The following is a 14,471-nucleotide window of genomic DNA, read 5'->3' on the forward strand; positions in this document are numbered from 1 at the left end:
TAAAGTTATCTTTTATATTTTCTGTTAAATATATTTTTTTATCATTTGTTATAAATATTGCATCTACATTATCTAAATTCTCTACAAATTTAAGACCTTCTTTTACCCCCTTTGTAAAAGTTAATGTAGATAAAGCATCTGCATCTATTGAATTATCTGCAATTATAGATACACCAGCTATATCAGTTTCATATGGATACCCTGTTTTAGGATTTAAAATATGATGATATCTTACTCCATCTTCTTCTATAAATCTTTCATAGATTCCACTTGTTACAACTGTTTTATCAAAAACCTCAACTGCACCGATAACTTTACCTCTATCGCTAAATGAATCTTGTATACCTACCTTCCAGTTATTATCCGAGTTCTTTGATCCTAATGCATATATATTTCCACCTAAATCGATTATCGCACTTCTTATACCTTCTTGTTTAAGTATCTTAACGACCTCATCAGCTGCATATCCTTTTGCTATACTTCCAAGATCTACTTCCATACCTTCTTTAGTTAAGAATGCTTCTTTAGTAGAATCATTTATTTCAATATTGTTATAATCTATGTAACCTATGGTTTCATTTATTTCATCCTTACTTGGTACTTTAGCACCTTCAAGACCTATACTCCATAATTTAACTAATGGACCTATAGTAATGTCACAACTACCATTAGATAATTTTGAGTATTCTATTCCCTTTTTTAATATATCATAACTTAAATTACTAAGTTTTACTTTCTCTACTCCAGCACTTTCATTCAACTTTGTTATTTCAGTATTTTCTTTATTAATACTAACTAAATCTTCTATCTCTACAATCTTTTCAAATACCTTATCTAAAATTTTCTGATTACCTCCATCATAAAGCGTTATACTTATTGGAGTCCCCATAAATATTTCTGTTTGGCTTATTGGTTGATTAATATCTTCTTTAACACACCCTATATTTCCAATAGCTAAAATAGATATCACAATCATAGTCAGTAATTTTTTCCTCATAAGATTCTCCCCATAAAATTTTAATGTAAGTTAATAATATTTATTTAATATTTTATATAGTATACATTTATCACTAAGTAAGTCTAAAGTCAATAAACTAACTCTAAGTAATATATTAAAATTTTATATTATATATTTTTCTAACTAATATTTCAAATTTACTATATTAAAACTATTTTTATATTGCCATATAGTAATTTTTTACTCTAAAATCTAATTATGATAATTTTTTAATTAAATTTTAAGGTGATTATTATGAAAATTTTTAAAAAGATGGATTTAGTTATAATAGTAATTCTTATAATTTTTTCATTCATACCACATTTTATATATTCTAATGTAGTATCTAAAAATAATAAAAACTTATATGCTACTATTAAAGTCAATGGCAAAGTACATACTACTATTGATTTGCCCTTGGCTTTTGAAAAAAGATTATCAATATCAACCGATCATGGAAATAATACAATTGTTATAAATGGCAATGAAATAAAGATTGTAGACGCTGATTGTAAAGATGAACTTTGTATTAAGCAGGGAAGCATTTCTAAGATAGGTAAAACATTAATATGCTTACCTAACGAATTAATAATAGAAATAAAAGGAGATGAATATGATAGTTCTGATGATTTGATACTATCTCATTAATTATGACTAAACAGAATAAAATTTATAAAATGGTTTATATGGGTCTACTTGTTTCTATGGCCTTAGTACTATCTTTAATCGAGCGTATGCTACCTGTTCCATTTATAGCTCCAGGTGCTAAACTTGGACTTGCTAATTTAATTATAGTTATTTCTGTATATACTTTAGATAGCTACAAAGATTCTTTTATTATATTAATACTTAAAATACTATTATCTTCAATTCTAGGTGGTAGTGTCTCTTCCCTACTATATAGCATTTCAGGAGGAGTATTAAGCTTTATAGTAACAATATTAGTGAAACAATTAGGTAGAAGATATGTATCAGTTATAGGGGTTAGCACTTCTGCTGCTGTACTTCATAATGTTGGTCAATTATTTGCTGCATCTATTATATTTAAAAATTTCAATATATTTTTATACTTACCTATATTATCTATGGTAGGTATTGGTACTGGTATATTTATAGGTTTATCTGCTAACTATATATTAAATCATTTTTCTAAAAGTTCTTATTTTAATAAGATGTTAAATTTAGATAAAATTGAAATATAAAATTTAACCTACTTATGCTGCTAGTGATATATCATTGTTCAAAAAAATTATTAGATTACAAGTTATCCATAGCACATACATTTTCTAATACTTTAGCATATAAAAAGTCATCCGTTTTGGGATGACTTTTTTATTATATTAAATTATCTTCCTTTAATAAATTGTATAATGTTGAATTAAAATTAAATTCTTTTATTAAATCATTAACTTCTTTTAAAGCTCTATCTTTTTTCTCTTTTGATATATTTGATTTTGATGCTCTTATTAAAATATTTTTAGGTGAGTGAGATATGTCTATAAACTCTAATAACTGAGTTTTATATCCTAAAACCTCTAACAAATTAGCTCTAAGGGCATCTGTCATAAGTGCCGATACTCTTTCCTTAACTATTCCATATCTGGATAATATCGGTAAATTTTCTGGTTTCATTTGACTGTTAAATTCATGCTGACAACACGGTACTGAGAATATCATCTTTGTATTCCACTTTATAGCATTGTATAAAGCGTAATCAGTTGCAGTATCACATGCATGTAAAGTTATTACCATATCAACTTTATTGTTATATTTGAATCCATTTATATCACCAAGTTCAAAACTTAAATTTTCATAATTATATTTTTTAGCTATATCATTACATTTTTTAATAACATCAGCTTTTAAATCTAATCCTATCATCTTTACATTAATTTTCTTTATTTCAGTAAAGTAGTAATATAAAACGAAGGTTAAGTATGATTTTCCACATCCAAAATCTAGTACCGTTAATTCTTCAAAGTTATTTTTCTTTACTTCATCGTCTATAATTTCTATAAATCTATTTATTTGCTTATACTTATCATATTGAGAATTTACAACTTTTCCTTCTTTTGTAAATACACCTAAATCTATTAGTGGTTGTATTATTGTACCTTCTTTTAAGATATAATTTTTTTCTTTATTATGTCCTTTGGTAATAATGTTTGAATTATTACTTTTTTTCTTTCCTAGAAATACCTTATTTTTTTTAGAAATTTTTAAGTCAAAATTCATATCTGTTGCCCATGCAGAAAGTTGCTTATACTTAGATTCCATAAACTCTAATATTTTTTCTTCTAACATATTTAGTTCAATATTTTCATGGAATACTTGCTTATCTGTATATTTCTCTATTTGATAATACTTTTTCTTAGAATTCTCTTTAAGTAAAATTACTATCTTATTATATTTTTCTTCTTTATCTTTTTTATTACTTATAACTACTTTTACAATGTTTTGTTCTACTATTTCTTTAATTGATTTTTTTAATTCTTCCATTTAGTCACACCTTATCATTAGTTATTTTATATATAACCATATTATTGTATATAATAAATTAATTCAAACTATTTTTACTAATTTTCCTTTTCCATTTTATCTAATTTTTTATTATATAAGAATGTATAAAAAGCTGCAGAGAATACTACTATATATCCTATAGTACTTAGTATATCTGGATATTGATTAAATATAAATATGCTAAGTATAGCAGAGAAAATTATATTAGTATAATCAAATATAGATATTTCTTTAGCTGGTGCATATCTGTATGCTAGTGTTATTCCAAACTGACCTAAACTAGCAAATACTCCTGCTAAAAGTAAATATATTAATTGAGATGTTGTCATTGGTTCATACACATATATAAATATCGGTAAAATAGTTATTAATGAGAACATTGAGAAGAAAAATACTATAGTATAAGATTCTTCCTTATTTCCTAATACTCTTAAACAAGTATACGCTGATGCCGCACTCAATGCACCAAAGATACCAGCTAAATATGGTATAACTTCTATACTAAATGTAGGCTTTATTATTAGTAATGCACCTGTAAATGCAATTAAAATTGATATTATTTGTCTTTTATTTATTTTCTCTTTTAAAAACCATGCACATAGAAGTACTGATAAGAAAGGACTTAATTTATTTAGCATATTTGCATCAGATAGTACCAGTTTATCTATGGCATAATAATTTAAAATTACACCTATAGTTCCAAATGTAGATCTCATCAATAATATCTTTCTATTCTCTTTTTTTCCTGTTAAACTTCCCTTATGCTTAAGTATTAAGTATAGGGCTATAATTGCAGATACTAAATTTCTAAAAAACACTTTTTGAAAGTTAGGTAAATCTCCTGCTAGCTTTACGCATGCTGACATTAGTGCAAAGCCTAGAGCAGATAATATTATACATATTATTCCTTTTGTTCTGTTTGAACTTATTGTTTTACTCACATCTAATCTCCTTCTTGTATATTTATTATATTTTATAGCCTTAATATATATTTATATATTAAAAACTTATATGTTTACCATATATTTTATTATTCTCAATTAATCCTTTATAAGAATATATTTATTAATTTAAATAGTCAATAAATTTCTATCATTTAACAGTATTTAATAAGTATATTTTTGATTGTTCCTATATGATTGATGCCTACTATATCAAATATATTATTCTAAATTAAATATGTATATAATTAAAAAATTAAAGGGTACTGCTAATATATATTATTAACAATACCCTTTAAAATTTATCCTCTAACGTTATCTCCATATAAAGGTGATGGTTTAGCAAATCCTCCTGCTACACTTAATATTTCTCCTGTTATAAATGATGATTCATCACTTGCTAAAAACAATACTGCATTAGCTATATCTGTAGGTAATCCAAATCTATTAAGTGGAACATGTTTTAAAAACGAATCTATAAACTCTTGACTCATGTTATTAAGTGCTGCATCTGTAGCTATAAGACCTGGTAAAACTGCATTACATCTTATGTTATGTCTAGCATATTGAACTGCTATATTTTCTGTAAGTGCATTTACACCTGACTTTGAAACAACATATCCAAGTCTTCCTAAATCTGGTACTATAGAGCCTATGGTAGATATATTTATTATACTTCCACCACCATTTTCTATCATATAAGGAACCACTGCTTTACATGGTAAGTATACACTTTTTAAATTAGTATTTACTGTATCAAAGAATGTGTCTGTATCTCCATCTACTAGATTTTTGTCTTTTTGTGCATCTGTAGTTCCAAAATTATTTACTAATATATCTATTCTACCAGCATCTTTTATAACTTCTTCAACCATTGTTTTATAAGTTTCTTCTTTTGTTGCATCAAAGTAAACTGGTTTTGCTTTATAATTATCAACTTCTAATTCTTCACATATTTCTTGTGCTGCATCTAATCTTCTTGCCCCTATATACACTGTTGCTCCATTAGCTGCTAATGTCTTAACAGTTTGAAGCCCTATTCCTCTTGTCCCTGATGTAACTAATGCTATTTTACCCTCTAGTCTTTTCATGTATGTCACTCCTTTGATGTTTTTGTTTTTTTAATTAATATTATATATAATTACCATCAATTTTCATTTTATTTTAAATTAATAGTTTTTTATTGTCAATTAATTTATACCACTATAGACTGTGTCCTTAACTTAAAAATCATAATTTTCATAAATAGTCTCTTTATATATTTTTAAAAATTAGTATTTTATTGTAAAAATACCCTCAACCTAAAATAAAATTTTAAGTTAAGGGCTATATATTCTATAACTCACCTAATTCGCTAGATATATCCATTACCCTCTTTCTGTATATAGGGTGTACATAATATGGATTTATATCACACATAGGTTTCATAACAAATTGTCTTTCGTGAGCTCTCGGATGAGGTATAAGTATGTGTTCATCATATGAAATTATATCATTATAAAATATTATATCTAAATCTAAAGTTCTTGGGCCCCATCTTATTATTCTTTCTCTTTTAAAGTCTTTCTCAACTTCTAATAAAGTATCCATAAGTTCACTTGGTGTTTGTAGTGTATTTATTTCAAATACACAATTTACAAACTGATCCTGATCTTCATATCCTACTGGATCAGTAGTATAGAAATTAGATACTTTTGTAACTACACAGTCTTTTCTTTTATCTATTATATATATAGCTTCTTTTAAAGTTTCTTCCTTATCTCCTAGATTAGATCCTGCAGCTATATATACTTTGTTCCATTTTCTCTCAATTTCAACAGCTACATATTCTACATGTTTTCTAGTTGGCGCCCATGGTTTTTTTAGTAATAACTTTACCTTTTTTACTAAAGGATAGTTAAGTAATACAAATTCACATATCTCTTCAGCCGCTTTTTCTATTAAATCATAAGATGTTTTAGTAAATTCTTCTTCTACCTTTTGAGCTAATTCTCCATAATGAACTGTCTTAGTTAAATCATCATTCTTTCCAGCTTGACGAAGATCAACATCTAATTCAAAACTTAAAACAAATTTTTGACCTAAAACTTTTTCTTCTGGTATTGCTCCATGAAATCCAATTATCTCTAAATCTTTTATATGTATTTTATCCATTTAAAAATCTCCCTAATTGTATAATTTTTAAAGTACCTTATCTTTAATCTATAAATGTATTATATTGATACTTCTTCATCAATACTAAATAAGTATATACATTTTTCTTTAACTTCTTTTCCTGTAAGATTTTCTACAACTTCAGCATATAAATCTAATTGCTTTTTATATCTATTTATAACCTCTTCTTTATTTTCATCATTTACAAAGTCAGTTTTATAATCAACTATTACTATCTTTTCATCTTCTTCAAAGTATGCATCTATAATACCTCTAAGCATTATAGTTTCATCGTCATATAAATTTAAATCCTCATCTTTAATTAAATCTTCATATATATATACATCCTTAATTTTTATTTGTGAGTATATAGGTTGCTCTTTCTTTAAAAATGGCGATTTAAGCATTCTTTGTCCAATATTTGATTTAAAGAATTTATATATCTTATATGGATTTATAGCAGTTGATTGTTTTTCAGTTATGATATTTTTCTTTATAAATGTATTTATCTGATCTTTTATTTCATCTATAGTATTTATTTTATTAAAATCTAAAAGTTCCATTATTAAATGGACTAAATTTCCTTTTTCAGCACCAGTAATTTTATCTTCAGTTTTTTCTTGCATAAATAAAGGTTTCTTTAAATTTATTTTTGTATTAAATATATCTTGAGTAAACTCTTCTTCATAAGAATTTTGTATTTTCTTTATTTCAGTTACAGATATACTTGCTGGTTTTTCTGTTGATACCTCATATTTATATTTATAATCTAACTTTTCCTTTATTTTATCATAATAAGAAGTACTTGGTTTATCTATATCTAAATTTTCTAATGTATCTCTTACACATTTATCTTCTTCATCTTCTTTAGTTTCTAAAATTACATCTTCTTTATACCAAATTTTAGATTCCCATTTTGATGGATGATTGTCTATGTAGTCTAACTCTACTTCCGCCATTTCTCTAATATTTTCTAAATCCTTATGCTTTAATACTGATGGCATTATCCAATCTAAAAAACTTCGTCCTTTTAGAATTTTATATTTAGATATTGGTTGATTTAAGCCTATTCCATTTGACCATGAAGTTATACTCTTGTTTATATCTCTAGAAGAGCCTGTTATAATTAATTTTTCCTTTGGTCTTGTAAATGCAACATATAAAACCCTCATCTCTTCTGATAAGTTTTCTATATTTATTCTGCTTTTTAAAGCTTCCTTTGCTATACTTGGATAAGATATTCTTCTTTTATAATCAACTAACTCTGGACCATATCCTAAATCATGATGATATAATATACTTTTTCTAAAGTCTTGGTTATTAAAGTTTTTCCCCATTCCTGAACATATAACAACAGGGAATTCTAGTCCTTTACTTTTATGTATACTCATAATTCTAACTACATTTGCATTTTCTCCAAGTGTCTTAGCACTACCCATATCAGTATTTGACTTTTTCAATTTGCTTATAAAGTTTATAAAATTAAATATACCCTTAAAGCTTGTTTCTTCAAATTGTTTAGCCCTTTCAAACAATATTTTTAAGTTTGCTTGTCTTTGAGACCCTCCTGGTAATGCTCCAACATATGCAAAATATCCTGTTTTAGTATATAAGTACCATAGAAATTCATCTGTACTCATATACAATGACTTTTCTTTATAGTCCTGTAATTTATTTAAAAAGTCTAAACACTTATGACCTATCTCATCTTCTTGATTACTATACTTTTCTAAAGCCTCGTAAAAAGTTTTTTGGTTATCCTCTACTCTTATATCTATAAGTTCTTCAGGAGTAAATCCACATATAGGTGACTTAAGTACAGCTAAAAGATGTATATCTTGCATAGGATTATCTATAACTTGTAATAAACTCATTATTGTTTTTATTTCTATTGTTTCAAAGTATCCTACACCTATATCTGCATATGTTGGTATATCCATATTCATAAGTTCATCAGCAAATACTGGAGCCCAAGCAGATGTTGCTCTAAGTAATATTACTATATCTTTAAATTCTACTGGTCTATAATCATCTAGTTTCTTATCATAAACCATTTGAATCTTTCCATCACTTTTAGGATTCATCATTTCTTGTATTATTTTACCAACCATTCTAGCTTCTATTTGAATGTTGTCTATTTCTTCTTCCTCTTCATCAGATAATTCTTTATCATTATCATCTTTTGAGTCATTTATATTTGCTTTAGTTTGTATTATATGAATTTCAGAAGGTCCTCCAACTATAGCATTTTCATTTTCATTTTCATTTTCTTTAAATACTGCACCTAAATTAAGCCTTTCATCTTCAGTATAATCAATATCACCGATTTGTTTACTCATAGTATTTTCAAATATATAATTTGCGCAGTTTACAACTTCTTCTCTACTTCTAAAGTTTTTATAAAGCATTATTTTTCTATGTAATGCACCTTTTTCTGTATCATATTTTGAATATTTATCTAAAAATATTTCTGGTTTGGCTTGTCTAAATCTATATATACTTTGCTTTACATCTCCAACCATAAATCTATTTGGAGTTTTTATCTTAGCTATATTACTTAAAAGTACTTCTTGAACAAAATTACTATCTTGATATTCATCTATAAATATTTCTTCAAACTTCTCTCTATAAGATAATGCTATATCTGAAGGAATATCTTTACCATCTTCATCCTTTTGAATAAGTATTTTTAATGCAAAATGTTCAATATCATTAAAATCTATAATTCCTTTATCCCTCTTTTTATTGCTATAAGCTTCTTCAAACTTAAGAACTGTATCTGATATTGATTTTACTATTTTGTATAAGTATTTAATTTCTTCTTTTATATCATCATTTTCTTTTCTAAAAATTGAAGAAACCATATTTTGTACTGTTTTCTTAGCATTTTTTCTTATATCATCTGCTCTTTTTTTAATATCAGTTATATAATCTGGAGTATCCTTTGGAAGCCTTTTTACTCCTTTAGTATAGTTTTCAAATTCAATAGATGACATGGCCATGAAAGTATCATTCCATGCATTGTCATTTTTTTCATCGCAAGCATCTAATATTCTTTTTATACCTTCATAGTCATTCCTAAATTTAGGTAAATAAGTTTCCAACTCTTCAATACCATAAAGCTCCTCTAGTGACTTTTTCATACTAGATTCTATTCCTTCTATTTCCATATAAACAGTACCTAATATCGATTTAGCCCAATCTGATTTAGAAAAGTCAAAGTTATCATCTATGTTAAATTTTTCTGCTGAATCTTCTAACCATTTTTTAGGGTCTGGAGATGCCATTGAAAAATTATATATTCCTAAAATTATATCTTGTACATTGCTATCTCCTCTTTTTTCCGCATAACTTTCTATCAAGTTTAAAAATCCCTCATTTTGTTCCACGTACAACGCTTCAAATACATCTTCTATCGCTTCTTGCTTTAATAATGTACATTCTGTTGTATCTCCTATCCTAAAGTTAGGATCTAAATTTATTTTATGGAAGTTAGACTTTATAACTTCTAAGCAGAATGAATGTATTGTTGTTATACTTGCTTTATTTAAAAGTACTAATTGTTTTTGTAGGTGAGTATTTTCTGGTTCTTTATCTAAAGCTTTACCTATAGCATCACCGATTCTTTCTCTCATCTCAGATGCCGCTGCATTTGTAAATGTAACAACTAATAATTTATCTATATCTATTGGATTATCTTTATCTGTTATCATTTGTATTATACGTTCAACTAGTACCGCTGTTTTTCCAGAACCTGCAGCAGCAGCTACTAATAAATTTGAATTTCTACTATCTATAACTGCTTGTTGTTCTTTTGTCCATTTAGGAGAACTCATTATTCAACCTCTCCCTTCATCATTCTTATTATTTCATCATCACTTTTTTTGTTTATTATTTTATAATTATTATCTTTTAAACTACTGTCAAATTGACATACTGATGAGTATTCACAAAACTCACAAGAATTTTTATCTTTATTCTTGTAAGGAGCTATACTTATATTTCCATCAAGCATATCTTCACATATATCTTTTATAGTTTCTTTTACATATTTTCTTATTACTTCAAACTCTTCTATTGTAACACCTTTTGTATATCTACCTAAACTTCCATCTTTATTTAAGTTTGCAGGTATAATAAGTGATGTAGACCTTTCTCCACTTGCTAATGACTTGTCCATTTCTTTTATTATGTTAGGATCTTTTATAAGTAAACCTTGCATTTTTAATTTTTTAAGAATTTCTTCTCTTATATCATCATCTTCTTTATTTTCATCAAATTTAGCTATAGGGTCATCTATTGATGAGTATAGTATACCAGCTGGTTTTGCTCCAATATTACTTTCTAGTATTGCATCTAAGTAAACTAATAATTGAAGTTGTAAACCATGATATATATCAGTTAAACTTAATTCTCTTTTACTAGATTTATAATCAATTATTCTTATATATTTTCCTTCTTCACTATTAAGTTCATCTACCCTGTCAATTTGTCCTCTTAAGTTTATTTCTTCACCATTAGTTAATACTATTTTTATAGGAGGATATTTTCCATATACTCCAAAGTCTACTTCATAGTCACTTGGTTCAAATGATCCTTGCTTTATTTGCTCACTTATTATAGTTATTGCAGATATAAGCATTTTCTTTAATCTATATGCTAAATATCTATATCTTGATGAACTTTCAAGAATATACCCCGGAACCTTAGATACTATATTCTCAACTATTCTTGAAACTTGTTCTATTATATAATCTTCACTTATATCTCTCCAAGTTAATTTATCTTTTTCCATATTCTTAGAGAATGTATCTAATATATTATGTATAAATGTGCCTAAATCAGGAGCTGTAAATGAATATTCTTTTCTTTCCTTTGCCTTTAATCCATATTGCATAAAATATGCAAATGGACATCTTGCATAAGTTTCTAATCTCGATACGCTAAGAGCTGTGTTATCATATAATTTCTTTATCTTTTCTTCTTCTACTTTTTCTACCTGATTTGTATATGTTAATCCTGTTATAACCTTCTTAGCTATTTCTTTGTACTCTTCATCAGTTATATAATATCTATATACATCTAACCAAATGTCATTTATTTCTTTTGTATCATCAAACTCTTTTATTTTATTTATAAGTTCGTTAAAAGTTGGTGCTTTAGTACTTATTTTATTTAAAACTTCCTCATCACTATTTGCATCTTCTTCTATTAAATAACTTTTGTTATCTATATTAGGGAATAATTTTTTTAACCTAGATATTATAACAGAAGGTCTTAATGTTTTACCTTCATGGTCTGCTATAGGATAAGTTATTATTAAATTTTCACTAGTTGATGTTAATGCCTTATAAACTAAAAACTGTTCTTCAAAAGTTTTAGTTTTACTATCTATATTTACTTCTACACCTTTTTTTTGTAAGTTTTCTCTATCATTATCACTTAATAATCCATTATCTTTTGCTATAAGTGGAAAAGTTCCATCAGTTGTACCTATTAAGTAAAGATACTTAGTATTTGAGTTTTTCATTCTATCTACACTACTTACAAGAACTTGATCTATACTTGGTGGAACTAACCCTAATTCATATTCATCAAATCCTAAACTTATTAGCTTTACAAATTTATCTAAGGATATACTTTCTTCACTCATTATTTCTACCATTTGGTCAAGTATTTCTACCACTATATTAAATACCTGAGAATACTGGTTAGCTATATCTAGTTCACCTTTATTTTTAAAATTAATTACTAAGTTTTCAATAGTTTCTGGCATATTTATATCAAGTAAAAACTCATATACATATCTACATATATCTTGTACTTTATTTTTACCTTTTAGCTTTTCTTGTAAAGTAATTATAGGACTCAGTACTTTATCTTTTATTTCATTAACCTTTTCTCTTACTTCTACTTCGTAATCATTCTCATCAGATATTATATTATGATATAATCTATATTCCCATTTATCTTCAAACCATTTTTTACCTTTAATTCCGTTAGCTAATACATAATTTTCAAGTAAGCTTATATCTTCTTTACTTATTCCTATAAGTCCACTTTTTAAATATCTAAACATAGTTTCATAACTATATCGTCTATTTTTCATTTCTAATGCAGAGATGATAAGTACTATTATAGGGTTTGCTTTTGCTTCTCTTTTTTTATCTATAAAGTTTGGTATTTTATATTCATTAAATATAGACCTAACTAAAAAGTCATATTTATTTAAATCCCTAGTAGCTACTGTTATATCTCTATATCTTACACCTTTATCTCTTACTAAATTTACTATTTCTTTTGCAACTTGCTCTACCTCAGAATATAAGTTATTAAATTCTTTTATAAATATATTGTTAGTCTTTTCTTCATAAATTTTATATGGGTAAGAATTATAATATTTTTCTAAGTGCTGCAATTCTTTACTATTTTTAAATCTAGGTAGAACATCTTTATTTAAATCTACAGAAGGTAATAACTTTATACCTTCTTCATTACAAAGTTTAACTATTTTTGCATATGTATCTTTTGTTCTAGAAAATGCATCACTCTTACTATATGTAAGTAAATGTGGGTTATCTACAGTTAAGCTTATATTTACTTCCTTAGCTTTATTAAAAATTGTTCTTAATACTTTATACTGATTCGGTGTAAATCCAGTAAATTCATCTATGTATATATAGGCATCTTTAAAATAATCACAAGCTTCTATTTTTTCAGCTAATGAATTTAGCATGTCTTGAGAATCTATATAGTTTTCATGCAACTTTTCTTCAAATTGCTTATATATTTTACTTAAATCTTTTAATTTTAATTTTAATGTTTCATTCTCTATCTCTTCTGCTATTACTTCTAGTTTTTCATAACTTATATTGAATTGTTTTAATTCACTTATCATCTCAGATATAGAATTTACAAATCCTGATTGAGATGCTGATTTTGAAAATATTTCAAGATCATTACTAGCACTTTCTATGGCCCTATAAGTTATCATAGCTTTACCACTTGAATTTATATTAACATCAGTTAATCCACCTACATTAGAAAATACTATATTACCCATAGTCTTAAAGCTTAAGACCCTCGCTCTTAAATATTTATCTTTCTTGTCTCCTGAGAATAGTTTACTAATCCTTTTTTCCATTTCAAATGTATACTGTTCTGGAAGTAAAAGAATTACTGGAGATGTTTCATTATCTTGAACTCTTTCTTGTATCTTATCTAACATATAGGTAGATTTTCCACTTCCTCCTCTACCTAATATGAATTTAACACTCATATATATCCTCCTCTAACATGCTATAAACTACATCCTGTCTATTACATAGCTTATTAAATTCACAAAAACTACAATGCTTATCATTTTTAATAAGCTCATACTTATAGTTATCATTTTTTTCGTAATTTGTATTGTTTATCATATCTATATATCTAATTATATTAGATTTATTAAGTTCATGTTGTCTTTCATTATATATAATTTCTATAGGTATATCATCATACTGTGGCTGATAATATTTCATTTTTATGTTATTGTAATCTATATTTAAATTAAATATTTTACAAACTGCCTCTTTTGCTAAAAACATATAAACTACAGTCTGAATTCTATCTTTAACCTTAATGTATTCTAATTTTACATTTTCAGTTTTCCAATCCCATACTTCTATGCTATTTTCATCTATAATTATTAAATCGTATTTTGCTGTTATTATACTTCCGTCTAAATTAAATCTTACTTCATATTCTGGAAGATAAATTTTATTATCTTTTTTATTCATAGGAAACATATTTTTTATTTTATCTATCCATACTTTAAATTTAGGATTAGTATATTCATTTAATCCTAAAGGAATATT

At 26.0% G+C, this 14,471-nt stretch carries 10 protein-coding genes; 2 read left to right on the forward strand and 8 right to left on the reverse strand.

Features of this window, described 5'->3' with window-relative positions; all coding sequences use genetic code 11:
* Positions 1–997, reverse strand: a 997-nt coding sequence (locus Q5F54_RS04720) for an FAD:protein FMN transferase (protein ID WP_302334036.1), incomplete at its 3' end; no start/stop codon positions are given.
* A 255-nt stretch (positions 998–1,252) separates the two neighbouring features.
* On the opposite strand from Q5F54_RS04720, the gene Q5F54_RS04725 reads away from it, so the two are divergent.
* A complete protein-coding gene (locus tag Q5F54_RS04725) occupies positions 1,253–1,645 on the forward strand; it encodes a NusG domain II-containing protein (protein WP_288525466.1) in 393 nt (130 codons plus the stop codon).
* Between the two features lie 56 nt (positions 1,646–1,701).
* Positions 1,702–2,199: a Gx transporter family protein gene (locus Q5F54_RS04730; RefSeq protein ID WP_302334037.1), complete on the forward strand. Its 498-nt coding sequence runs from the start codon at positions 1,702–1,704 to the stop codon at positions 2,197–2,199.
* A gap of 133 nt (positions 2,200–2,332) precedes the next feature.
* Here Q5F54_RS04730 and Q5F54_RS04735 read toward each other — a convergent pair whose 3' ends face one another.
* The 7 genes from Q5F54_RS04735 to Q5F54_RS04765 form a co-directional block, all read right to left on the reverse strand.
* Positions 2,333–3,496 carry an SAM-dependent methyltransferase gene (locus Q5F54_RS04735; RefSeq protein WP_281538874.1) on the reverse strand — a complete coding sequence of 388 codons (1,164 nt, stop codon included), beginning with the start codon at positions 3,494–3,496 and terminating at the stop codon, positions 2,333–2,335.
* Between the two features lie 77 nt (positions 3,497–3,573).
* Positions 3,574–4,458, reverse strand: a complete 885-nt coding sequence (locus tag Q5F54_RS04740; RefSeq protein WP_281538875.1) for a DMT family transporter — start codon at positions 4,456–4,458, stop codon at positions 3,574–3,576.
* Positions 4,459–4,760: 302 nt separating this feature from the next.
* Positions 4,761–5,549, reverse strand: a complete 789-nt coding sequence (locus tag Q5F54_RS04745) for an SDR family NAD(P)-dependent oxidoreductase (RefSeq protein WP_071121323.1) — start codon at positions 5,547–5,549, stop codon at positions 4,761–4,763.
* A gap of 244 nt (positions 5,550–5,793) precedes the next feature.
* On the reverse strand, positions 5,794–6,612 hold the full coding sequence (gene folK, locus Q5F54_RS04750; protein ID WP_281538876.1) for a 2-amino-4-hydroxy-6-hydroxymethyldihydropteridine diphosphokinase: 819 nt from the start codon (positions 6,610–6,612) through the stop codon (positions 5,794–5,796).
* Between the two features lie 59 nt (positions 6,613–6,671).
* Positions 6,672–10,448, reverse strand: a complete 3,777-nt coding sequence (gene addA, locus Q5F54_RS04755) for a helicase-exonuclease AddAB subunit AddA (protein ID WP_302334038.1) — start codon at positions 10,446–10,448, stop codon at positions 6,672–6,674.
* Positions 10,448–13,891, reverse strand: a complete 3,444-nt coding sequence (addB, locus tag Q5F54_RS04760) for a helicase-exonuclease AddAB subunit AddB (RefSeq protein ID WP_281538878.1) — start codon at positions 13,889–13,891, stop codon at positions 10,448–10,450. Before addB ends, addA begins: the two co-directional genes overlap by 1 nt.
* Positions 13,881–14,471 (reverse strand): PD-(D/E)XK nuclease family protein (locus Q5F54_RS04765; RefSeq protein WP_302334039.1); only part of this gene is annotated, 591 nt, incomplete at its 5' end. The genes Q5F54_RS04765 and addB, both read right to left, overlap by 11 nt.

The organism is uncultured Romboutsia sp. (assembly GCF_958366745.1).
Taxonomy (GTDB): Bacteria; Bacillota; Clostridia; order Peptostreptococcales; family Peptostreptococcaceae; genus Romboutsia; species Romboutsia timonensis.

What these genes read in the sequence shown, in the direction of transcription:
- Q5F54_RS04725 (WP_288525466.1), top strand. Translation starts at nt 1,253, where the DNA reads ATGAAAATTTTTAAAAAGATGGATTTAGTTATAATAGTAATTCTTATA.
- Q5F54_RS04745 (WP_071121323.1), bottom strand. Translation starts at nt 5,549, where the DNA reads ATGAAAAGACTAGAGGGTAAAATAGCATTAGTTACATCAGGGACAAGA.
- addB (WP_281538878.1), bottom strand. Translation starts at nt 13,891, where the DNA reads ATGAGTGTTAAATTCATATTAGGTAGAGGAGGAAGTGGAAAATCTACC.
- Q5F54_RS04730 (WP_302334037.1), top strand. Translation starts at nt 1,702, where the DNA reads ATGGCCTTAGTACTATCTTTAATCGAGCGTATGCTACCTGTTCCATTT.
- addA (WP_302334038.1), bottom strand. Translation starts at nt 10,448, where the DNA reads ATGAGTTCTCCTAAATGGACAAAAGAACAACAAGCAGTTATAGATAGT.
- folK (WP_281538876.1), bottom strand. Translation starts at nt 6,612, where the DNA reads ATGGATAAAATACATATAAAAGATTTAGAGATAATTGGATTTCATGGA.
- Q5F54_RS04735 (WP_281538874.1), bottom strand. Translation starts at nt 3,496, where the DNA reads ATGGAAGAATTAAAAAAATCAATTAAAGAAATAGTAGAACAAAACATT.